This window comes from Bradyrhizobium zhengyangense (assembly GCF_022012435.1).
Classification (GTDB): Bacteria; Pseudomonadota; Alphaproteobacteria; order Rhizobiales; family Xanthobacteraceae; genus Bradyrhizobium; species Bradyrhizobium zhengyangense.
The window spans coordinates 1-19,300 of the sequence record NZ_JAKLUA010000021.1 but is presented as its reverse complement, the minus strand read 5'-3'; the positions used below and the strand labels follow the sequence as shown (position 1 = coordinate 19,300).

General features: G+C 64.0%; 25 protein-coding genes and 1 pseudogene. 17 read left to right on the top strand and 9 right to left on the bottom strand.

The genetic code is table 11. The features are described from left to right. The first annotated feature begins 85 nt into the window (after positions 1–85). From rpsP to L6637_RS36350, 6 genes are all read left to right on the top strand, one after another. The gene (rpsP, locus tag L6637_RS36375) at positions 86–418 is read left to right on the top strand and encodes a 30S ribosomal protein S16 (protein ID WP_057740692.1); all 333 of its coding nucleotides are present in this window, start codon (positions 86–88) and stop codon (positions 416–418) included. Positions 419–428: 10 nt separating this feature from the next. Next, positions 429–983 (top strand): ribosome maturation factor RimM, encoded by a 555-nt coding sequence (rimM, locus tag L6637_RS36370; protein WP_237861187.1) that lies wholly within the window; start codon positions 429–431, stop codon positions 981–983. 118 nt (positions 984–1,101) lie between these two features. Then, positions 1,102–1,857 (top strand): tRNA (guanosine(37)-N1)-methyltransferase TrmD, encoded by a 756-nt coding sequence (gene trmD, locus L6637_RS36365; RefSeq protein ID WP_237861186.1) that lies wholly within the window; start codon positions 1,102–1,104, stop codon positions 1,855–1,857. Between the two features lie 111 nt (positions 1,858–1,968). After that, a complete protein-coding gene (rplS, locus tag L6637_RS36360) occupies positions 1,969–2,349 on the top strand; it encodes a 50S ribosomal protein L19 (protein ID WP_092233923.1) in 381 nt (126 codons plus the stop codon). 323 nt (positions 2,350–2,672) lie between these two features. Then, on the top strand, positions 2,673–4,079 hold the full coding sequence (leuC, locus tag L6637_RS36355; RefSeq protein ID WP_237861185.1) for a 3-isopropylmalate dehydratase large subunit: 1,407 nt from the start codon (positions 2,673–2,675) through the stop codon (positions 4,077–4,079). A 92-nt stretch (positions 4,080–4,171) separates the two neighbouring features. Next, positions 4,172–4,381, top strand: a complete 210-nt coding sequence (locus L6637_RS36350) for a hypothetical protein (RefSeq protein WP_237873710.1) — start codon at positions 4,172–4,174, stop codon at positions 4,379–4,381. 62 nt (positions 4,382–4,443) lie between these two features. Here L6637_RS36350 and L6637_RS36345 read toward each other — a convergent pair whose 3' ends face one another. Further along, complete coding sequence (locus L6637_RS36345; protein ID WP_237861183.1) at positions 4,444–4,953, bottom strand: hypothetical protein; 510 nt, start codon at positions 4,951–4,953, stop codon at positions 4,444–4,446. A 160-nt stretch (positions 4,954–5,113) separates the two neighbouring features. On the opposite strand from L6637_RS36345, the gene L6637_RS36340 reads away from it, so the two are divergent. Continuing rightward, positions 5,114–5,413 carry a DUF1330 domain-containing protein gene (locus L6637_RS36340; protein ID WP_237861181.1) on the top strand — a complete coding sequence of 100 codons (300 nt, stop codon included), beginning with the start codon at positions 5,114–5,116 and terminating at the stop codon, positions 5,411–5,413. A 6-nt stretch (positions 5,414–5,419) separates the two neighbouring features. Here L6637_RS36340 and L6637_RS36335 read toward each other — a convergent pair whose 3' ends face one another. Beyond that, the gene (locus L6637_RS36335; RefSeq protein WP_237861180.1) at positions 5,420–5,680 is read right to left on the bottom strand and encodes a hypothetical protein; all 261 of its coding nucleotides are present in this window, start codon (positions 5,678–5,680) and stop codon (positions 5,420–5,422) included. Between the two features lie 151 nt (positions 5,681–5,831). Here L6637_RS36335 and L6637_RS36330 point away from each other — a divergent pair, with 151 nt between their 5' ends. Next, positions 5,832–6,041 (top strand): hypothetical protein, encoded by a 210-nt coding sequence (locus tag L6637_RS36330; protein ID WP_237861179.1) that lies wholly within the window; start codon positions 5,832–5,834, stop codon positions 6,039–6,041. A 7-nt stretch (positions 6,042–6,048) separates the two neighbouring features. Here the strand turns inward: L6637_RS36330 and L6637_RS36325 are convergent, their stop codons facing one another. Further along, positions 6,049–6,330, bottom strand: coding sequence for a hypothetical protein (locus L6637_RS36325; protein ID WP_237861178.1), 282 nt, complete (start codon positions 6,328–6,330; stop codon positions 6,049–6,051). Positions 6,331–6,495: 165 nt separating this feature from the next. Here L6637_RS36325 and L6637_RS36320 point away from each other — a divergent pair, with 165 nt between their 5' ends. Further along, positions 6,496–6,894, top strand: a complete 399-nt coding sequence (locus L6637_RS36320) for a metallopeptidase family protein (RefSeq protein WP_237861177.1) — start codon at positions 6,496–6,498, stop codon at positions 6,892–6,894. Positions 6,895–6,898: 4 nt separating this feature from the next. Here L6637_RS36320 and L6637_RS36315 read toward each other — a convergent pair whose 3' ends face one another. Continuing rightward, complete coding sequence (locus L6637_RS36315) at positions 6,899–7,702, bottom strand: helix-turn-helix transcriptional regulator (RefSeq protein ID WP_237861316.1); 804 nt, start codon at positions 7,700–7,702, stop codon at positions 6,899–6,901. Positions 7,703–7,802: 100 nt separating this feature from the next. On the opposite strand from L6637_RS36315, the pseudogene L6637_RS36310 reads away from it, so the two are divergent. From L6637_RS36310 to L6637_RS36295, 4 genes and pseudogenes are all read left to right on the top strand, one after another. After that, positions 7,803–8,371, top strand: a pseudogene (locus L6637_RS36310) (pyridoxamine 5'-phosphate oxidase family protein). An 88-nt stretch (positions 8,372–8,459) separates the two neighbouring features. After that, positions 8,460–9,065 carry a 3-isopropylmalate dehydratase small subunit gene (gene leuD, locus L6637_RS36305; protein WP_084808657.1) on the top strand — a complete coding sequence of 202 codons (606 nt, stop codon included), beginning with the start codon at positions 8,460–8,462 and terminating at the stop codon, positions 9,063–9,065. Between the two features lie 79 nt (positions 9,066–9,144). Then, positions 9,145–9,930 carry a capsular polysaccharide synthesis protein gene (locus L6637_RS36300; protein WP_237861176.1) on the top strand — a complete coding sequence of 262 codons (786 nt, stop codon included), beginning with the start codon at positions 9,145–9,147 and terminating at the stop codon, positions 9,928–9,930. Between the two features lie 133 nt (positions 9,931–10,063). Further along, positions 10,064–10,483: a DUF6455 family protein gene (locus L6637_RS36295; protein WP_237861175.1), complete on the top strand. Its 420-nt coding sequence runs from the start codon at positions 10,064–10,066 to the stop codon at positions 10,481–10,483. 111 nt (positions 10,484–10,594) lie between these two features. On the opposite strand, the gene L6637_RS36290 is transcribed toward L6637_RS36295, so the two are convergent. Both L6637_RS36290 and L6637_RS36285 read right to left on the bottom strand, forming a co-directional pair. After that, positions 10,595–11,347 carry a hypothetical protein gene (locus L6637_RS36290; protein ID WP_237861174.1) on the bottom strand — a complete coding sequence of 251 codons (753 nt, stop codon included), beginning with the start codon at positions 11,345–11,347 and terminating at the stop codon, positions 10,595–10,597. Between the two features lie 228 nt (positions 11,348–11,575). Continuing rightward, the gene (locus tag L6637_RS36285; RefSeq protein WP_237861172.1) at positions 11,576–12,457 is read right to left on the bottom strand and encodes an HpcH/HpaI aldolase/citrate lyase family protein; all 882 of its coding nucleotides are present in this window, start codon (positions 12,455–12,457) and stop codon (positions 11,576–11,578) included. A gap of 110 nt (positions 12,458–12,567) precedes the next feature. Here L6637_RS36285 and L6637_RS36280 point away from each other — a divergent pair, with 110 nt between their 5' ends. Then, positions 12,568–13,212, top strand: coding sequence for a carbonic anhydrase (locus L6637_RS36280; RefSeq protein ID WP_237861171.1), 645 nt, complete (start codon positions 12,568–12,570; stop codon positions 13,210–13,212). A 180-nt stretch (positions 13,213–13,392) separates the two neighbouring features. On the opposite strand, the gene L6637_RS36275 is transcribed toward L6637_RS36280, so the two are convergent. Beyond that, entirely contained in the window at positions 13,393–14,427 is a 1,035-nt protein-coding gene (locus tag L6637_RS36275; RefSeq protein WP_237861170.1) for an aspartate-semialdehyde dehydrogenase, read from the bottom strand. 116 nt (positions 14,428–14,543) lie between these two features. On the opposite strand from L6637_RS36275, the gene L6637_RS36270 reads away from it, so the two are divergent. Together L6637_RS36270 and L6637_RS36265 are read left to right on the top strand one after the other, a co-directional pair. Beyond that, on the top strand, positions 14,544–15,356 hold the full coding sequence (locus L6637_RS36270) for a hypothetical protein (RefSeq protein WP_237861169.1): 813 nt from the start codon (positions 14,544–14,546) through the stop codon (positions 15,354–15,356). Positions 15,357–15,512: 156 nt separating this feature from the next. Further along, positions 15,513–15,899 carry a hypothetical protein gene (locus L6637_RS36265; RefSeq protein ID WP_237861168.1) on the top strand — a complete coding sequence of 129 codons (387 nt, stop codon included), beginning with the start codon at positions 15,513–15,515 and terminating at the stop codon, positions 15,897–15,899. Between the two features lie 51 nt (positions 15,900–15,950). On the opposite strand, the gene L6637_RS36260 is transcribed toward L6637_RS36265, so the two are convergent. Both L6637_RS36260 and leuB read right to left on the bottom strand, forming a co-directional pair. Continuing rightward, positions 15,951–16,589 carry a DapH/DapD/GlmU-related protein gene (locus L6637_RS36260; protein ID WP_237861167.1) on the bottom strand — a complete coding sequence of 213 codons (639 nt, stop codon included), beginning with the start codon at positions 16,587–16,589 and terminating at the stop codon, positions 15,951–15,953. A 131-nt stretch (positions 16,590–16,720) separates the two neighbouring features. After that, positions 16,721–17,833, bottom strand: a complete 1,113-nt coding sequence (gene leuB / locus L6637_RS36255) for a 3-isopropylmalate dehydrogenase (RefSeq protein ID WP_237861166.1) — start codon at positions 17,831–17,833, stop codon at positions 16,721–16,723. A gap of 133 nt (positions 17,834–17,966) precedes the next feature. On the opposite strand from leuB, the gene L6637_RS36250 reads away from it, so the two are divergent. Continuing rightward, a complete protein-coding gene (locus L6637_RS36250; RefSeq protein WP_237861165.1) occupies positions 17,967–19,166 on the top strand; it encodes a YbfB/YjiJ family MFS transporter in 1,200 nt (399 codons plus the stop codon). The last annotated feature ends 134 nt before the right edge of the window (positions 19,167–19,300 follow it).

Genomic DNA, 19,300 nt, shown 5'->3' with positions numbered 1-19,300 from the left:
GGAATTCGTCGCGAGGGATCGCTCCGGTCTCGCGCAACGCGGAATACCAATCAACCGAACAAAACGTACTTTGAAGGAGAACTAGATGTCCGTCGTTATCCGCCTCGCCCGCGCAGGCACCAAGAAGCGTCCCGTCTATCACGTCGTCGTCGCCGATTCGCGTTTCCCCCGCGATGGCCGCTTCATCGAACGCCTCGGCTACTTCAACCCGCTGCTGCCGAAGGACAACGAGACCCGCCTGAAGCTCGACATGGACAAGGTGAAGGCCTGGCTCGCCAAGGGCGCGCAGCCGTCGGACCGCGTGTCCCGCTTCCTCGACGCCGCCGGCGTCAAGAAGCGCGAAGCGCGCAACAACCCCGAGAAGGCCGTGCCGCGCAAGGAGCGCAAGGCGCAGGCCGAAGCCGCTGCGAAGGCTTAAGGGCTAGGCCATGTCGGCGCTGATCTGCGTCGCGCGGATCGGCGCCGCGCATGGTGTGCGCGGTGCGGTCAAGCTGTGGACCTTCACTGAAGATCCCTTTGCCGTGAAGCGCTACGGTCCGCTTCTCTCCAAGGACGGCAAGCGCCAGTTCGAGCTGGCGCAGGTCCGCGAAGCGAAGGACCATCTGGTCGCGACCTTCAAGGGCGTCGCTACCCGCGATGAGGCCGAGCGCCTCAACGGCATCGAACTCTACGTCGCGCGCGACAAATTGCCCGCGACCGACGAGGACGAATATTACCACGCCGATCTGATCGGGCTCGCCGCCGTCACCACTGACGGCGATGCGCTCGGCCGCGTGCTCGCGATCCATAATTTCGGCGCCGGCGACATCATCGAGATCGCGCCGCTCAAGGGCGCGACGATGCTGCTGCCGTTCACGAACGCCGTGGTGCCAGAGGTCGATCTCAAAGGCGGCCGCGTCGTGATCGCGCTGCCGCAGGAGATCGAGGGCGACAAGGACGAAGCTCGATCCACGAGTCGTCCCCGCGAAGGCGGCGACCCATAACCACGGGCCGAATTTTTTCGCTAAGCTGGTAGCCCGAGACATCGCAAAACGAAGTGCGGTGATGATGGGTCCCGGGCTCGCGCTTTGAGCGCCCCGGGACGACGAAAGCTGAGATTTGATGACCAACCCCCCACCCTGGCGCGCGACGGTGCTGACGCTGTTTCCGGAGATGTTTCCGGGACCGCTCGGCGTGAGCCTGGCCGGCCGGGCGCTGGCCTCCGGCCTGTGGCAGATCGAGGCGCGGGATATCCGGGCCTCCGCCACCGATCGCCATCGCAGCGTCGATGACACCCCGGCCGGTGGCGGGCCGGGCATGGTGCTGCGGGCCGATGTGTTGGCCGCGGCGATCGATGCCGCCGAGATCGGCCCGGACCGGCCGAAGCTGCTCATGAGCCCGCGGGGTCGGCCATTGACCCAGGCGCGCGTGGTGGAGCTGGCCCGGAGCCCCGGCCCCCTCATCGTCTGCGGGCGGTTCGAGGGGATCGACCAGCGGGTGATCGATGCGCGCGGCCTGGAGGAGGTCTCGATCGGCGATTACGTGCTGTCCGGGGGCGAAATCGCCGCGATGGCGCTGATCGACGCCTGCGTCCGCCTGCTGCCGGGGGTGATGGGCAAGGAAGCCTCGGGAACCGAGGAGAGCTTTTCGGACGGCCTGCTCGAATACCCCCAATACACCCGCCCGCAGCTGTTCGAGGGGGTTCCGATCCCCGAGATCCTGACCTCGGGCGATCATGCCAAGGTCGCCTCCTGGCGGCGGGCGCAATCCGAGGCCCTGACGGAGGCCCGGCGACCTGATTTGTGGGCCCAAATCCCACCCAAAGCCCCGAATCGGCCCGGGCGCCAAAAAACGCCAAAAAACAAGACAGACGGGTGACAAACGCTCCGGCTTGCCTTATAGGAGCGCCCACATCCGCAATGGCTGGATAGACGAATTTCGCGCAGCCCCCGTTTCTTAAAGGCTGGGCGCGCCGATGGAGATTTACCCATGAACCTGATCAAGCAGCTCGAGCAAGAGCAATTCGACAAGCTGTCCGCCGGCAAGGACATTCCCGAATTCGGTCCCGGCGACACCGTGATCGTCAACGTGAAGGTCGTCGAAGGCGACCGCACCCGCGTGCAGGCCTATGAAGGCGTCTGCATCGGCCGTTCCGGCGGTGGCCTCAACGAGAGCTTCACCGTTCGCAAGATCTCCTACGGCGAAGGCGTCGAGCGCGTGTTCCCGGTGATGTCGCCGATGATCGACTCGATCAAGGTGGTGCGTCGCGGCAAGGTGCGTCGTGCCAAGCTCTATTACCTCCGCAATCTTCGCGGCAAGTCGGCGCGCATCGTCGAGAAGACCGAGCACGCCAAGGCCGTCAACGAGTAAGCTCCGCTTACAGTCGAGTTTCGAAGAGCGCGGGGCAAACCCCCGCGCTTTTTTGTTGCGTCAGCCGTGCGCGTCAAACTACTCGCGCTTCCAAATCGGCCTGCTATATATTCCTGGAATGTTTCCAGATCTGACCAGCTTCGTGAGCCACCAGCGCATCGTCATCGACGATCGCTCGCGGCTGCCTGGCCGGTTCTTCGGACGCTTCGCGACCTCGGCAACGTCAGAGCTTACGCGCGCAGCCTAAAAGCTGCGCTGACGATTTTGTTGCCCCGCGCGCCACCCGCGCATTTCCGCTTACACATTCTTCGGAGCTGAAGCTCATGTCCAAGCCGACCACCCTGTACGACAAGATCTGGAACGACCATCTGGTGCACGAAGCCGACGACGGCACCTGCCTGCTCTATATCGATCGTCACCTGGTGCACGAGGTGACCTCGCCGCAGGCATTCGAAGGCCTGCGCGCCACCGGCCGCAAGGTTCACGCGCCCGAGAAGACGCTCGCGGTCGTCGACCACAACGTGCCGACCACCGATCGCACCAAGCCGAATCCCGATCCTGAAAGCATCGAGCAGATCAAGGCGCTGGCCGAGAACGCCAAGGAATTCGGCATCGAGTATTACAACGAGTTCGACAAGCGCCAGGGCATCGTCCACGTCATCGGCCCCGAGCAGGGTTTTACGCTGCCCGGCACCACCATCGTCTGCGGTGACAGCCACACCTCGACGCATGGCGCGTTCGGCGCGCTCGCGCACGGCATCGGCACCTCCGAGGTCGAGCACGTTCTGGCGACGCAGACGCTGATCCAGAAGAAGGCGAAGAACATGCGCGTCACCGTCGACGGCAAATTGCCTGACGGCGTCACCGGCAAGGACATCATCCTGGCCATCATCGGCGAGATCGGCACCGCCGGTGGCACCGGCTACGTGCTGGAATATGCCGGCGATGCGATCCGAGCGCTCAGCATGGAAGGCCGCATGACGGTCTGCAACATGTCGATCGAAGGCGGCGCGCGCGCCGGCCTCGTTGCGCCCGACCAGAAGGCCTACGACTTCCTGCGCGACCGTCCGAAGTCGCCGAAGGGCGCGGCCTGGGACGCAGCGATGCGTTACTGGGAGAAGCTGCGCTCCGACGAGGGCGCGCATTTCGACCATGAGCTGCGCCTCGATGCGGCAAAACTGCCGCCGATCGTGACCTGGGGCACGAGCCCTGAGGACGTGATCTCGGTGACCGGCATCGTGCCCGATCCTGACAAGATCGCTGACGAGGCCAAGCGTCTCTCCAAGCATCGCGCGCTCAAGTACATGGGCCTGACGGCGGGAACGAAGATCACCGACATCAAGCTCGACCGCGTCTTCATCGGCTCGTGCACCAACGGCCGTATCGAAGACCTGCGCGCCGCCGCCAAGATCGCCGAAGGCAAGCAGGTCGCAGGCACCGTCAACGCCATGGTCGTGCCGGGCTCCGGCATCGTGAAGGAGCAGGCCGAAGCTGAAGGTCTCGACAAGATCTTCATCAAGGCCGGCTTCGAATGGCGCGAGCCCGGCTGCTCGATGTGCCTCGCCATGAACCCGGACAAGCTGAAGCCGGAAGAGCGCTGCGCCTCGACCTCGAACCGCAATTTCGAGGGCCGCCAGGGCTTCAAGGGCCGCACGCATCTGGTGTCGCCGGCGATGGCGGCGGCGGCGGCGATCGCGGGTCACTTCGTCGATGTCAGGGACTGGCGCTAAGCCGCTTCCTGCAATTTGAACGAACGCGGCAAATTGCTGTTAAGCCGCAGCGCCGACAGTGTCCTCGCGACGATCTCGCGAGGACACCTCTCATGGCCAACAAGCCTGAATATGTCGACCTGATCAGCGATGCGACCCGCCAGCACCGGCGGCGCGCGGCGCCGCTGCGCATCGTCGCCAAGCCCGAGGCCGAGGAGACCTCCAAGCTCAGCCGCTGGCCGCCAGCGATGCTCAAGCAGTGGAAGGTCGAGACGCTGATGCGGTGGAAATCGGCGTCGTTGAAACTGAAGGATTGGCTGTGAGGCAATGGTAAGCAAAGGGCGCCCGCGAGGCGCCCTTTTCATTTCAGCCGTTGCGACTCGACTCACCAATAGCGGTACGGATAGTGCCAACGATGCCAGTGGCAGATGCGGCGCGGGCCGTAATAGGTCCAGATGATCCGGCAGCGGCGCGGATAGTGATAGGTGGGATAATAGCCGCCGTAATAATAGCGCCGGTGGAAGTGGCGATAGCCGTAATAGGGGCGATAGTAGCCACCCCAGTGGCGATGATAGCCGCCATATCCGCCAAAGCGGTGGAAGCCGCCATAGCGATAACCGCCACCGTGGAAGCCACCGAAGTGCCCTCCGCCGCCGTGGAAGCCGCCGAAATGTCCGCCACCGCCATGGAAATGTCCACCACCGCCGCCACCGCCATGGCGGACCTGGATCATCATGTCGTCGCTTGCAGCCTTCGCCGCGGGTAGCGCGGTCGGATTGATCGGCGTCATCGCGTCAGCGCGGCGCGCAATCCCTGCTGACAACATCAGAGCAGCCACAGCGGCAAGCCCGAGCAAGCGCAGCGAGCTTGTCCCGGGACGCAATATCCTCAGCATGGAATGTCTCCCTGAATCTGGACAGCGTCATTGCGGCGTAGTCGTCCCGCTGTCGCTGTTCATTTGCAGTCGCTCCCGAGATTAAACTAGAGACGGCGACGTGAACGCGCCATGAATGAACGACGCTCCGCGCAAGTCGATGCCGAGAGGAATTTGAGAGATGACCGTCTATGCGATTGCGCAGTTGAAGATGACGGACCGCGCGGCCTATGACCGCTACCAGGCGCGGTTCTTCGTTGTGTTCAGGAAATTCAATGGAAGACTGCTGGCCGCTGACGAACATCCGCGCGTGCTCGAAGGCGCGTGGCCGTATGACAAGCTTGTCATGATGTCGTTTCCCGACGAGGCTGCATTCCTCGCCTTCTCGACCTCGCCCGACTACGAAGACATCTCGCGCGATCGCAAGGCAGGCGCGCAAGCGACCGTGCTGCTGGTGAAGGGCTTTACGCCCGCAGGCTGAGCAGCGTCACCAGAACGGCCCGTAGCCCAGCACGAACGGCGCGGGCACACCGTAAGGGTAGGGACGGTAATAGACAGGCCGCGCGTAGTAGTGCGGATCAGGCCGCGGAACGTAGCGCGCAGCATCGTATCGCACGTGCCGTCGCCCATCGAACACCGCGCGGCCCGCGGAAGCGTCCGGCAGCTTCGTCACTCTCTGCGCGGCCGACACGCTCGACGCGCCCGCGGCAAGCCCGACAGCAACGGCCAATGCGACCCATCTCGTCATGACGACCTCCGCCCGCAATGTGAGAGGATCACACGGCCGCCGGCAAGTTAAAAGCGCCCAATCTGGAACGCTGGGCCTGAATCTGTTATGGATGAAAACCAGCCGTCAGCGACGTACGTATCTTCTGGTCGAGCGAATGCAGGAGACGGTCATGACACAGTTTCGAGCATTGCGAATACCTCGCCTCGCGATCGCAGCGAGCATTGCCCTTGGCGCGAGCTCGGCACTGGCCTCGCAGGGGCCTGGCGTCGAGAGCGGCACGGCAAGCCCAACGACGCAGCTCGTGATGGCGATCCTGGTCTATGGCGCGTCCGCTGCGATTGTCAGCGCCGGCCTGATCGGCGCGCTGCGCGGACACTGAGCCGGGATCAGCCGCGACGCCAGTAGCAGCTCATATGCGGCGTGATCACGGTGCCGCTGGGCCTGTGTTCCTGCACATAGGCAACGTTGCACTCGCGCACCGCGTCGGGGCCCGGGTTATAGCGCGGATAGACCTCGTCCGGGCTGTAATAGGGCGTGACGCGCAGGCGCGTCTGGGGCCGCCTGCGCGGCGGCGGAACGTCGTCAGGCGACACCGCCTGGGCCATACGGACGACAGTGCCAGCCGTCTCCGCCCGGGCGCTCACGCCAGATAGCGAAAACAACCCCATGCACAGTAGAACCAGTCCCGCTGTTCCTGCCCGCATTTCACACCACCCGGCTCAGTCAACCCCTTGAAGCGCCGTACGCTCCTCGTTTTCGCGCGCGACGTCAACTCTCCGCGCGATCCTATAAAGCCGGATGCATCGCTGCGAAACCCACGCTAAGACAAGCCCATGTGGACGGACCTGAAAGCGCCCTCGCTGGCCGAGATGGAAGTGACGGCGCACGACATTTTCGAGCGCCTGCCGGCGGAGTTTCGCGGGCTGTGCGAGGGCCTGATCATCCGCGTCGACGACTTCCCCACCGAGAACGTGCTCGACGAGATGGAATGCGAGAGCGAATTCGACCTGCTCGGCCTATTCCAGGGCGTCGGCCTGCCGCAACAGAGCCTTGGCGACGTGGCCCGGCTGCCCAACATGGTCTGGCTCTACCGCCGCCCGATCCTGGACTACTGGGCCGAGCACGACGAGAGCCTCGGCCATATCCTCCGCCACGTCCTGATTCACGAGATCGGCCACCATTTCGGCCTCTCGGACGATGACATGGAAGCGATCGAGGCGCAGGCCGAATAGGAAATCATCGATCGGATAGGGATGGCGCCGGCAGAAGCATCGTCAGCCGATAGTCGGGCCAACCCGCGAGCGACAGCGACACCTGCTGATAATGCAGCAGTCCCATGGTCGGATGATTGAACGCGCGTTCGCCGCCTTCGCGTGCCAAGACGCCCTGCGTTTCCCAGCAGCGCTGGAAGTCGGGGCTTGCCAGTCTCAGTTCCTCCACCAGCCGGCGAACTTCCGGATCGTCGGAGTAGGCTGTCGCGGCGGCACGGAACTCGGCGACGACGCGCTGCGCACGTGAACTCCAGTCGAGGATCAGGCTTCGCGCCTCTGGCCTGACGAAGATGTAGCGCAGCAGGTTTTTCTCGCCGTCATCGTCGAGCCATCCTGCAAACAACCGCGATGCTTTCGCATTCCAACGGCGCGCGCTCCATGTGCGATCGAGGATGTAGGCGGGACCATCGATCGCATCGACGCAGGCCAGGATCTCCTCGGGTGGATCGTCTCTGTGGCCCGGCCGCTCGGGATCGCGCTTACCCGCGACTTCAAACAGATAACCGCGCTCGGCAAGCGACAGGCGCAATCCGCGGGCGAGGCGCGCGAGGGCCGAGGCAGAGACCGACACATCGCGCCCCTGCTCGATCCAGGTGTACCAGGTGACGCTCAATCCGCAGAGCTGGGCGACCTCCTCACGCCGGAGGCCGGGCGTGCGCCGCCGTGGTCCGGCGGCGAGGCCGAATTCCGCCGGAGACTGACGCTCCCGGAGCGCCCGCAAGAACGCGCTGAGCGAGAGAGCAGGGGCGATCGGGTCTGGTCGTTTCATGGTGGTTTTTATACCAGCATATCTTGTGTTCTTAAACCGGTACCCTGGGTGTGTTAGCCTTTTTGCCTCGGCCCTCTCGCCGAGCAAGGACGGCACCGACATGGGCAAGCAATTCGCTGCGATCGAACCCGAGCACAGGGCTTTCATCGAGCGGCAGAAGATCTTCTTCGTCGCGAGCGCCCCGCCGAAGGGACGCATCAACGTGTCTCCCAAGGGCCTGGCGTCGTTCCTTGTGCTCGGCGAGAACGACGTCGCCTATCTCGACTGCACCGGCAGCGGCAGCGAGACCCGCGCGCACCTGATCGCTTCCGACGACAAGCGGTTGACCATCTGTTCTGCGCTTTCGACGGCCCTCCGATGATCCTGCGGCTGTACGGCGAGGGGCGGTCGCTCATGCGTGGCTCGCCTGAATACGCCGAGCTCGCCCCTCGGTTCGAGGACATGACCGGAGCGCGCCAGATCGTGCGCCTCTCGGTCGAGCTCGTGCAGAGCTCATGCGGTATGGGCGTGCCCCTGTTCGACTACAAGCAAGAGCGTGGCAGCCTCATCCGCTACTGGACGGCGCAGGGCGTCAACAATTTGCGAAAATATTGGGGCCTGAAGAACATGAAGAGCATCGACGGCCTGCCGACCGGCTTTGCGCCTGACAGCATGGCTCCGCCAAGCTGACAGACCAAGATTGCCGAATCCGGCCTAGGATTTGTATTCCAACCGGGCTAAACAGCCCTCCCCTGACTGCAAACCGGGAAGCCTAGAGATGGACAAGTTCACCACGCTGGAAGGCGTCGCGGCGCCGCTGAAGATCATCAATGTCGACACCGACATGATCATTCCGAAGCAGTACCTGAAGACCATCAAGCGCACCGGCCTTGGCAAGGGGCTCTTCTCCGAGCAGCGCTACAAGGACGACGGCAGCGAGAACCCGGATTTCGTCCTCAACCAGCCCGCCTATCGCAATACGAAGGTGCTGGTTGCCGGCGACAATTTCGGCTGCGGCTCGAGCCGCGAGCATGCGCCCTGGGCGCTGCTCGATTTCGGCATCCGCTGCGTGATCTCGACCTCGTTCGGCGACATCTTCTACAACAACTGCTTCAAGAACGGCATTCTGCCGATCCGCGTCTCCCAGGAAGACCTCGACAAGCTGTTCGACGACGCTGAGCGCGGCGCCAACGCGACGCTGACGATCGACCTGCCGAACCAGGAGATCCGCGGGCCCGATGGCGGCAAGGTCAAGTTCGAGATCGACCCGTTCCGCAAGCACTGCCTGATCAACGGCCTCGACGACATCGGTCTGACGATGGAGAAGAAGTCCTCGATCGACACCTATGAAGAGAAGCTCAAGCGCGAACGCGCCTGGGCCTGAACTCAAGTTTCATTTGAAGCCCCGGTGCGACAAGCGCCGGGGCTTTTTCTTTGCCTCTGATATCCCGTATAGCTGCGCCATGCTTCCCGAGATCGTCACCTTCTGGCATGGCCCGATGGACACGCTACGCCAGACCTGCCTGCGCTCGCAGCTGGCGGCCGGCCACAAGGTCACGGTCTATAGCTTCGACACCATTCCGGGTCTTCCGGCTGGCATCGAGAACGCGGACGCCGAAGCGATCCTGCCGCACGCCTTCTCCGAACGCTTGCGGCCGCCGCAGCCGGACGGCAGCTGGCGCGACTGGACCACGCTCCAGTTCAGCGACTTCTTCCGCATGAAGCTGATGGCGAAGAATCTCGGCCTCTGGCTCGACGCCGACGTGCTGCTGCTCAAACCCGTCGAGATCGATCCGGCAAAGCCTTATTTTGCCTGGGAGCGATCCCGCCGGCTCGGCAACTCCGTTCTCTATCTGCCGCAGGACCATCAGATCGTTCGCGCCTTCGAGGGTCTGATGGAGCAGGAGGAACTGACCCCGGAATGGCTGTCGCTGAGCCACCGCTTGAGCTTTGCGATCAAGCGCCTGAGCGGCGGCTCGCAGCGTCTGTCCGACCTTCGCATCGCCATCTTCGGGCCGCCGGCCTTGACCATCCTCGCCAAGCGTTCAGGTGATCTTCAAAAGGCGTTGCCGAAGAAATCGTTCTATGCGGTGCATTCCGAGCCAAGGCTGTTCTTCGATCCCTCGAGCTATCTCGGCATCATCACCGACCCCCAAGTGATCGGCCTCCACATCTCCGGCAAGGGGCGCTCCTTGCAGCCGCCGATTCCCGGCAGCCTGTTCGCCTGGGCGGTAGAGCGGTTTCGCTGAGGTCTCTCATCCCGTGTCCCGGACGCGCCGCACCGCGTCCGGGACACGGGAGTTGAATTTGATCCAGCGCAACGTGCTCCTGCATCATTGTGCCTAATGTCGCTCCAGTTCCGACGTTCGAATGGAGCTTTCCATGAGCACCGCAAGCAGACCTTATCCCATCGTTCAGGATCTCATCGAGTCCTTCGCGAGCTGGCTGAAGCATCGCCGCGAGATGGCCGAGATGCGGCAGCTCGATCGCTCCGAGTTCGACCGGATCGCAAACGATCTCAGGATCGCGCCTGATGATCTCGAAGAGCTGGTCCGCCACGGCAAGCATGCCGCCGACGAACTGCCCAAGATGCTGGAGCAGCTCGGCATCGACGCGGAGGCACTCGGACGCGCACAGCCGCTGCTGCTGCGCGACATGGAGCGGGTCTGCTCGCTCTGCGGTCACAAGGGCCAGTGCGACCGCGATCTCGCCGACGGCACCGCGGCCGAAAACTATCACGGCTATTGCGGCAACGCCGCGACGCTGGAATCGCTCGATCGCACCGAGGTCGCGTCGCGCTGACGCGCGATGAGATTGGGTCCAATCGTCATCGCGCTTTAGCTTTTTGCTTGAGCATGATCTTTTCGGAAAACCGCTTCACACTTTTCCGGATCATGCTCTAGCGCCCAGCGCTCAGAATCCGACCTTCTCGTTCATGTAGAACGTGTTGAGAATGGTGACCCTGTCACGATCGGTATGGATCTGTGGACGGCCGTGCCAGCTCATCCTGGTCAGGGTGTGATAGGCCTTCAGGACCACGAAGGCATAGCCGACATTGGGCAGGAACGGGATCGTCTTCACGGGCTCGAGGCAGTAGGAGCCGACGTGAAACAGTCCCTTGAGGGATGCCTGGTAGAGCGTCGTTCCCAGCGCTTCCTGACTGTCGTCGGCCGGACAATAGAGCTGCATCGTCACGACCTTCTTGCGCGTGTCCGGATGCGGCTTGATCTGATAGCCGTCCCTGTCGACATACACGACCGGCTTTGCGACCAGCGTCAGATCCTCAGGCTTAGCCACCTTGTCGCCACGGGCGCGAATCTCGAGCCCGTCATGCAGCCGGTTCCGTATCGCCTGCTCGACGGGCTTCGACGTCAGCATGGCCGAGACGGCAGCCCAGGCAGGGCGCAGCGACGGCTCGATCTTGTCGACATTTTCGCCGTAGAGACGCAGCGCCATCCGTGTCCCCGTACCGGTGATCGGATCGTAGCCCTGGGTCGGCACGCTCCGGATCATGTCCCGGTAGAAATCCGCGGGGAAGAAATCGCGGAAGACGATGTGGGGAAACGGAGACGCGGAATGATCAGCGGCCTCGATGCTGCGCACCGCATGGGCGGTAAGTTCGTCGACGAGATTGGCCGGAGCAGCCACTTCAGCAAGAGCCGTCATGAGGATACCTCACACCAGGTTGGACCCAGTATTTTCAAGTGTTTCCGGGATTACCTTGCGACGTGGACCTTATGCAAGTCAACGGCAGCGACCGCGGCGGATATTCGCGCGGTCGTGATCAGAAACCGGCCCAGCCGTGCCTCAAGCAAATCGATCCATTGCGGCGTTTAAAGCCTCAAAACGACCCCTGTTCCGCACTGGCCAGATTCCCCAAGCAGACCGGCCTCCTCAGCCCTTGCTCATCGCGGCGATCGCGTCCGCGATCTCGATGGTGCGGCGCGCCATGTCGGCGTGCAGGCGTTCCACCATCGCGCCGTCGAGACGGATCGCGCCGCGCGAGACGTTTTCCGGCAGCTCGAACGCTGCGATGATCTTTCGCGCGCGCGCGATGTCTTCTTCAGGCGGCGTGAAGATCGCGTTGCAGGCTTCGATCTGCGAAGGGTGGATCAGCGTCTTGCCGTCGAAGCCGAGATCGCGCCCTTGCGCGCATTCGGTGGCGAAGCCATCAGGATTGGCGATGTCGCTATAGGGGCCGTCAAGGATCTCGAGGCCCGCGGCGCGCGTTGCCAGGATGCAGTGCGTGATCATCGGGATCATCGCGGCGCGGCCCGGCATCATCTTGACCCGCGTCTCACGCGAGATGTCGTTGGGACCGAACACGAAGCCCGCAAGACGGCACGATGGATCGCGACCGGCCTCGGCCAGCTCCTCGGCGTGCAACACCGCGCGCGCGGTCTCGATCATCGCCCAGACCTTCACGGACGGCGCGGCGCCGAGATGGGCGAGATCGCGGCCGATGGCCTGGAGATCCTCGATGCTTGAAACTTTTGGAACCAGGATTCCGTCAGGCGAGGCCTTGGCGGCCATCGCAACGTCGTCGGCCCACCATTGGGAGTCGAGGCCGTTGGTCCGGATCAGGATCTCGCGCTTACCGAACCCTTTTGCAGCGATCGCGGCGGCGATGCCATCACGCGCCACCGCCTTGGCGTCCGGGGCGACGGAATCTTCGAGATCGAGGATCAGGCCATCGGCGGCGAGATTTCTTGCCTTTTCAAGGGCGCGAGGGTTGGAGCCGGGCATGAACAGATGGCTGCGGCGCGGGCGGGTCATGCGACTTCCTTCCTGACGGCTCGGACTGGTTCTAGGTGGAGGCGATACCATCTGGCCTGCCTATTCGAAAGGCTTGTTCGCCCTACCGGTATATGATTAGGCATAGGGCCATGATCACATTCCCGAAGTCCTTGCTGGACGGCTACAACGCCTTCGCCACCAACCGGTTGCCGGCCGAGCAGAACCGCTATCGCGAACTGTCGGTGAAGGGACAGTCGCCCGAAGTGATGGTGATCGGCTGTTGCGACAGCCGCGTCTCGCCCGAGGCGATCTTCGATGTCGGCCCGGGCGAGTTGTTCGTCGTTCGCAACATCGCCAATCTGGTGCCGACCTATCAGCCCGACGCCAACGCGCATGGCGTCTCGGCCGCGCTGGAATATGCCGTCACGGTGCTGAAGGTGAAGCACATCGTCATCCTCGGCCACGCGCAATGCGGCGGCATCCGCGCCTTCGTCGACAAGATCGAGCCGCTCACGCCGGGCGACTTCATCGGCAAATGGATGCAGATGTTCATCAAGCCGGGCGAAGTGGTCGAGCAGCGCGACCACGAGACCATGGCGCAGTTCGTCGAACGCATCGAGAAGGCCGCGGTGTTCCGCAGCCTCGAAAACCTGATGACCTTCCCGTTCGTGCGCAAGGCCGTCGAGAGCGGCCAGATGCATCTGCACGGCGCCTATTTCGGCGTCGCCGAGGGAACGCTGTTCGTGCTGGACAAGGCGAGCAAGGCATTCAAGAGCGCACGGAGCGTGGTGTAATCGCCGCTCTCGTAGGGTGGGCAAAGCGAAGCGTGCCCACCACCTGTCGCAATCGGAAAAGATCGTGGGCACGGCGCTGCGCGCCTTTGCCCACCCTACGAGACCGAATTCGGTGACGTAGGGCGGATTAGCGAAGCGTAATCCGCCGCGTTTCGTTCCGCGATGACAGAAGCAGCGGAGTTACGCCGCCTGCTTCTTCGCGCTGATCAGCTTGCGGTTGATCAGCACTTCCGCGATCTGGATCGCGTTCAGCGCGGCGCCTTTGCGCAAATTGTCCGACACGCACCACAGCACGAGACCGTTCTCCACCGTCGCGTCCTCACGGATGCGGCTGATATAGGTGGCGTCCTCGCCGGCCGCTTCGTAAGGGGTCGCGTAGCCGCCGGGCTCCTGCTTGTCGATGACGAGACAGCCGGGCGCCACCCGCAGGATGTTGCGCGCTTCATCGGCGCTGATCGGATTCTCGAACTCGATGTTGACGGCCTCGGAGTGGCCGACGAAGACGGGCACGCGCACGCAGGTGGCGGAGAGCTTGATCTTGGGATCAAGAATCTTCTTGGTCTCCGCCATCATCTTCCACTCTTCCTTGGTGTAGCCGTCCTCCATGAAGACGTCGATGTGGGGGATGACGTTGAAGGCGATGCGCTTGGGGAACTTGTTCGCGATCAGCTCGCTGTTGGTGTAGACGGCCTTGGTCTGCGAGAACAATTCGTCCATCGCGTCCTTGCCGGCGCCCGACACCGATTGGTAGGTCGAGACCACGACGCGCTTGATGGTGGCCTTGTCGTGCAGCGGCTTCAGCGCGACCACGAGCTGCGCGGTCGAGCAGTTCGGGTTGGCGATGATGTTCTTCTTCTTGAAGCCTTCGGTCGCGGCGGCATTCACCTCGGGCACGATCAGCGGCACGTCCGGATCCATGCGCCAGGCCGAGGAATTGTCGATCACGACAGCGCCGGCTGCGCCGATCTTCGGCGACCATTCCTTCGACACCGAACCGCCCGCCGACATCAGGCAGATATCGACATCGGAGAAGTCGTAGTGCTCGAGCGCTTTGACCTTCAGGGTACGGTCGCCATAGGAGACCTCGACGCCGACGCTGCGGCGTGACGCCAACGCCACGACCTCGTCCGCCGGGAATTTGCGCTCATCCAGGATGTTGAGCATTTCCCGTCCGACATTGCCGGTCGCGCCGACGACTGCGACTTTGTAACCCATCGTTCACTCTCCGATGAAAAAGCCCATTCCTGAAGCTGACGCTTAAACAGGAAGAGCAGCGCTTCTATGCGAGAACCGGCCTCAAGACAACGTTGGACCATGCCTTAGGGACGTGGATGCAGTCGCCTGAGGCCGGCACGGCCGCAAACCCCACCCAGATCCATCTGGCGCTCGCCAATTTCGCCGACGAGGTGGTCGGCACGCTGGCGCGCCTGTTGGCCTATGTGGGGGTGCTGGCTTTGTTTGCCATCCTCGCGCTTGCCGGGCTCGGCCAGCTGCCTGATTTGCGCAGCGACGAGCCGACCGCAAAGCCCAGCTGGGCTATGGCTGACCGTTCGCATCCGGCCTTCGCGCTCAGCCGGATCGATTCATCTGAGAAAACAGCCTCTTACACGATTCTAAGGCACCCCGAAGGCGGCCGCCGCGACGTCATGCGCTGGGCTGGCGACGCCGACAAGCCCGCCGACAGACCTTGGGCCGAGCTCGAGATCTACCGGGAAGGCAACGAATTCGACGTGACGCGTCCGGCAGCCTCAGGCCTCGCCGCCCGGATGGGCCTGGATGCGGCCACCACGTTGGAGCAGGCCGGCCTGATCGACACCAAATTCGGCCCCGTCGCCCTGTTCCGGCCATCGGGCACGGCGGATGGGTCGCCGGCCTGCCTCGGCTACCTCAAGCGCAACGAGGAGCCGGCGCTGCAGATCTCCGGCTTCTCCTGCCAGGGCGACACCCTGCCGGCCCGGCGCGCCGCAATCGCCTGTACCCTGAACCGGCTGACGCTCCTGACCTCAGGCAACGAGCCGAAGCTGGCGGAGATGTTCGCCCATGCGGAGCTGAAGCGCCGCTCCTGTGAGCCCCAGGGGTCGTCTCAAGGCTCGGCCGACTGGCTGCTGGGCGCGGCGAATGCGCAATTGCGCGGCGCGCTCTGATCCGCATCAAGCTCAAGTGGCTGGTATCCATGCAACTTTTGCCGGCGCGCCCGATTATTCCAGCGCGGTGTGACTGAATAGACCTAGTTGCAGTGCCCCCGGCCGGGCTAGTATGGGATGAAATCGACTGGCGGCTTGCCGCCTGAAGGGGACGTGATGAGCTTCAATTTTTCTGCCGCGAACAAATTGGCGACCTTGCTTGCGGCGAGCGCCGTGATGGCCGTGGCCTTCGCGGCACCGGCGTCGGCCGACACCAAGACCAAGCAGCGCTTTGACGATCGCGGCCGGCACTATTACGGCCCGAGCGGCCCCAATGCGGTCTACCAGCAGGGCCGCACCCGTATCTACGTGAGCAAGCGCTCATGGCTCGACGGTGGCACCGAGGTCAATCCGGGCGATCGCAAGTTCAGCGATTACGCCTTCCCGCCGGCCGTCGGCTATCCCTCTTTCGCCCGCGAAAACCTCAACCGCCCGATCGACCGCCAGCCGCTGGCGACCCCGGCCGATGTCGGCGGCTATCCGCAGAATTTCCCGCTGTACTGAGCGGACGCAGCGACCGAATCAAAAGGCCGGGCTCATGCCCGGCCTTTTTGTTTACGCATTGGCCGCCGGGTCATAGCGCCGGCAAAACTCCTCGATCGCCTCGGAGCGAAAATCGGCGAGGCGCGCGAAGATGAGTTCGTCCGGCCAGTCCCACCAGGCGATGCGGCGCAGGCTTGCCGCAACGGCGTCATCGAAGCGCTTGCGGATGGGTCGCGCGGGGACGCCGCCGACGATGGTATAGGGCGCGACATCGCGGCTGACGACGGCGCCAGCGCCGATCACCGCACCGTCGCCGACGGTGACACCGGGCAGCAGGATCGCGGCGTGGCCGATCCAGACATCATTGCCGACGATGACGCGGTCGCCGCGGCGATCGGCGAAGAAGTCGCGGTCACGGCTCGCGCTCGCCTCGTAATATTCGGGGACATAGGTGAAGCGATGCTGTGATGGCCGGCCCATCGGATGATTGGGCGCGCCGATCCGCACGGAGTTTGCGATCGCGGTAAACTTGCCGATGACGGCGTCGGCGACATCGCAGGATTCGCCGAGATAGGAGTAATCGCCGAGCGCGGCATATTCGATGCGCGTGCCGGCGAGAATCTCGCAGCGCCGCCCGATCTGCGCCTCGCGCTGGCGCACCGTTTCATGGATGAAGGTTTCCGCGATCTTGGGGCGGGCTGAGGCATCCATGGGGTGGCTCCGAGAACAGGTGCCTGGGGTGGGCAAAGGCGCGTCGCGCCGTGCCCACCATCTCTCTCTGATCACAACCGATGGTGGGCACGCTTGCGCTTTGCCCACCCTACGAGAGCTGCGTCTGCCGCTTACGCGTGCAGCTTCTGCAGTTCCTTCAAAATCGCTTCGCCCATCTGTGTGGTCGAGGCAGCGGTGGTGCCTTCTGACTTGATGTCGGCGGTACGAAGACCGCTGGCGAGCACGGCCGCGATTGCCTGGTCGACCTTGTCGGCGAGCGCGCCCATATCGAAGGAATAGCGCAGCGCCATGCCGAAGGACGAGATCATCGCGATCGGGTTGGCGAGGCCCTTGCCGGCAATGTCAGGCGCCGAGCCGTGCACGGGCTCGTACAACGCCTTGCGCTTCTTGCTCTTGACGTCGACCTCGCCGAGCGAGGCCGAGGGCAGCATGCCGAGCGAGCCGGTCAGCATCGCCGCGATATCGGACAGCATGTCGCCGAACAGATTGTCCGTGACTATGACGTCGAACTGCTTCGGCGCCTTCACCAGCATCATGCCGCCGGAATCGGCGAGCTGGTGCTCGAGCGTGACGTCGGGATATTCGCGCTTGTGGACCGCGGTCATGACCTCGTTCCAGAGCACGCCCGACTTCATGACGTTGCGCTTCTCCATCGACGTCACCTTGTTCTTGCGCTTCCGCGCAAGCTCGAAGGCGACGCGGCCGATGCGCTCGATCTCATAGGTGTCGTAGACCTGGGTATCGATGGCGCGCTTCTGGCCGTTGCCAAGATCGGTGATGGTCTTGGGCTCGCCGAAATAGACGCCGCCGGTGAGCTCGCGCACGATGACGATGTCGAGGCCCTCGACCGCCTCGCGCTTCAGGCTCGAAGCGTCCGCCAGCGCCGGATAGCAGACGGCGGGGCGGAGATTGGCGAACAAAGCCAGATCCTTGCGCAGGCGCAGCAGGCCGGCTTCGGGGCGCACCTCGTAAGGCACCGCGTCCCATTTCGGGCCGCCGACCGCGCCGAAGATGATGGCGTCGGCTTCCATCGCCTTGGCCATGTCGCCCTCGGAGATCGACACCTTGTGGGCGTCATAGGCGGAGCCGCCGACAAGGCCCGTATCGGTCTCGAATTTGGCGATTCCCGCGCTATTGAGCCAATCGATCAGCCGCTTCACCTCGCCCATCACCTCGGGGCCGATACCGTCGCCGGGGAGCAGCAGCAATTTGTGGGTCGCCATATCCGTTTCCTCTGAGATCGAAATTCGGCCGGAGTGCTAGAGCGGCGTTGCGCGCTTGGCAAGACACCATTGCCGCGTCGCGGCTGTGCAAGCCGGGCAGGGCCTGCCACACTGCGGATCGCCGGAGTACCCCTTGCTCGCACCTGACCGCCCACCCGTCGCACATCCCGCGCGGCTGATCCTGACCCTGTCGCTGGCCGCAACCGTCGGGCTCGGCATCGGCCGCTTTGCCTATGCGCTGGTGCTGCCCGACATGCGCGAGGACCTCGGCTGGTCCTACTCGGCGGCCGGGTTCATGAACACCATCAACGCCGTCGGCTACCTCATCGGCGCGCTCTTGGCGTCGCGGCTGATCCAGCGTGTCGGCTGGTCAGCTGCAATCCGCGGTGGAACCGTAGCCTGCGTCGCCGCGCTCGCGACTTGTGCGCTGACGGGGAATTTCATCGCGCTGAGCCTCGCCCGCCTCGTGCTGGGCCTGGGGGCTGCGGCCGGCTTCGTCGCCGGTGGCGCGCTGGCGGCGACCATCGCGCAGTCGCGCCCGGAGCGGGCCAATTTCCTGCTGAGCTTGTTTTATGCCGGGCCCGGCATCGGCATTCTCGCCTCCGGGCTGATCGCGCCATTCACGCTGCAGCATTTCGGTCCGGGCTCATGGTGGATCGTATGGTGGGCGATGACGCTGCTCTCGATCGCGATGACCGTGCCGCTGTTCATGGTCCGGATCGAGAGCGGCGCGCGCTTTTCGGAAGGCAGCCACGGCGCCTTCGCTGTGCTTCCCGTGCTCATCTATCTCGCCGCCTACTTCCTGTTCGGCGCCGGCTACATCGCCTACATGACCTTCATGATCGCCTATGTCCGCGACGGCGGCGGCGGGGCCGCGGCGCAGGCGGCATTCTGGGGCCTGATCGGCATGAGTGCCTTCGTCACGCCATGGGCCTGGCGCCGCGTGCTCGCGCTCGATCGCGGCGGTCTCGCCACCGCCATCATCCTCGGAACCAACGCGCTGGGGGCTGCCTTGCCGATCCTCGGGCATTCGCCCGCCTGGCTTGGAATCTCGGCCGTGGTGTTCGGCGTCGCCTTCTTCGCTGTCGTCGGCTCGACCACCGCCTTCGTGCGCTTCAACTATCCGCCGGAGATGTGGCCGACCGCAATCGCGGCAATGACGATATCGTTCGGCGTCGGCCAGACGCTCGGGCCCATCGTGGTCGGCGCCATCACCGATGCGCTGGGGAGCTTGAGTTACGCGCTCAATGTGTCGGCGGCGCTGCTGGCGTTGGGCGCGGTGCTGGCATTGCTGCAGCGGAAGGTGAGGCCGGCCAAGGCACCGGTGCCGTAGCAACCATTAAAGATCCGCCCGATTGCTTCGAGAATGACGCCGTGCTTGTGGCCGTCAAGGCGTGGCCTGGCAAGGGCGGAGTTTGGGGTGAGGCAGGAGCGACGGCCAGCCTTGACGTCCGCGGCGCGCGGCGT

Bases quoted from the DNA above. Each gene is read 5' to 3' on its own strand.
- rpsP (WP_057740692.1), top strand. From the start codon at position 86: ATGTCCGTCGTTATCCGCCTCGCCCGCGCAGGCACCAAGAAGCGTCCC.
- rimM (WP_237861187.1), top strand. From the start codon at position 429: ATGTCGGCGCTGATCTGCGTCGCGCGGATCGGCGCCGCGCATGGTGTG.
- trmD (WP_237861186.1), top strand. From the start codon at position 1,102: ATGACCAACCCCCCACCCTGGCGCGCGACGGTGCTGACGCTGTTTCCG.
- rplS (WP_092233923.1), top strand. From the start codon at position 1,969: ATGAACCTGATCAAGCAGCTCGAGCAAGAGCAATTCGACAAGCTGTCC.
- leuC (WP_237861185.1), top strand. From the start codon at position 2,673: ATGTCCAAGCCGACCACCCTGTACGACAAGATCTGGAACGACCATCTG.
- L6637_RS36350 (WP_237873710.1), top strand. From the start codon at position 4,172: ATGGCCAACAAGCCTGAATATGTCGACCTGATCAGCGATGCGACCCGC.
- L6637_RS36345 (WP_237861183.1), bottom strand. From the start codon at position 4,953: ATGCTGAGGATATTGCGTCCCGGGACAAGCTCGCTGCGCTTGCTCGGG.
- L6637_RS36340 (WP_237861181.1), top strand. From the start codon at position 5,114: ATGACCGTCTATGCGATTGCGCAGTTGAAGATGACGGACCGCGCGGCC.
- L6637_RS36335 (WP_237861180.1), bottom strand. From the start codon at position 5,680: ATGACGAGATGGGTCGCATTGGCCGTTGCTGTCGGGCTTGCCGCGGGC.
- L6637_RS36330 (WP_237861179.1), top strand. From the start codon at position 5,832: ATGACACAGTTTCGAGCATTGCGAATACCTCGCCTCGCGATCGCAGCG.
- L6637_RS36325 (WP_237861178.1), bottom strand. From the start codon at position 6,330: ATGGGGTTGTTTTCGCTATCTGGCGTGAGCGCCCGGGCGGAGACGGCT.
- L6637_RS36320 (WP_237861177.1), top strand. From the start codon at position 6,496: ATGTGGACGGACCTGAAAGCGCCCTCGCTGGCCGAGATGGAAGTGACG.
- L6637_RS36315 (WP_237861316.1), bottom strand. From the start codon at position 7,702: ATGAAACGACCAGACCCGATCGCCCCTGCTCTCTCGCTCAGCGCGTTC.
- leuD (WP_084808657.1), top strand. From the start codon at position 8,460: ATGGACAAGTTCACCACGCTGGAAGGCGTCGCGGCGCCGCTGAAGATC.
- L6637_RS36300 (WP_237861176.1), top strand. From the start codon at position 9,145: ATGCTTCCCGAGATCGTCACCTTCTGGCATGGCCCGATGGACACGCTA.
- L6637_RS36295 (WP_237861175.1), top strand. From the start codon at position 10,064: ATGAGCACCGCAAGCAGACCTTATCCCATCGTTCAGGATCTCATCGAG.
- L6637_RS36290 (WP_237861174.1), bottom strand. From the start codon at position 11,347: ATGACGGCTCTTGCTGAAGTGGCTGCTCCGGCCAATCTCGTCGACGAA.
- L6637_RS36285 (WP_237861172.1), bottom strand. From the start codon at position 12,457: ATGACCCGCCCGCGCCGCAGCCATCTGTTCATGCCCGGCTCCAACCCT.
- L6637_RS36280 (WP_237861171.1), top strand. From the start codon at position 12,568: ATGATCACATTCCCGAAGTCCTTGCTGGACGGCTACAACGCCTTCGCC.
- L6637_RS36275 (WP_237861170.1), bottom strand. From the start codon at position 14,427: ATGGGTTACAAAGTCGCAGTCGTCGGCGCGACCGGCAATGTCGGACGG.
- L6637_RS36270 (WP_237861169.1), top strand. From the start codon at position 14,544: ATGCAGTCGCCTGAGGCCGGCACGGCCGCAAACCCCACCCAGATCCAT.
- L6637_RS36265 (WP_237861168.1), top strand. From the start codon at position 15,513: ATGAGCTTCAATTTTTCTGCCGCGAACAAATTGGCGACCTTGCTTGCG.
- L6637_RS36260 (WP_237861167.1), bottom strand. From the start codon at position 16,589: ATGGATGCCTCAGCCCGCCCCAAGATCGCGGAAACCTTCATCCATGAA.
- leuB (WP_237861166.1), bottom strand. From the start codon at position 17,833: ATGGCGACCCACAAATTGCTGCTGCTCCCCGGCGACGGTATCGGCCCC.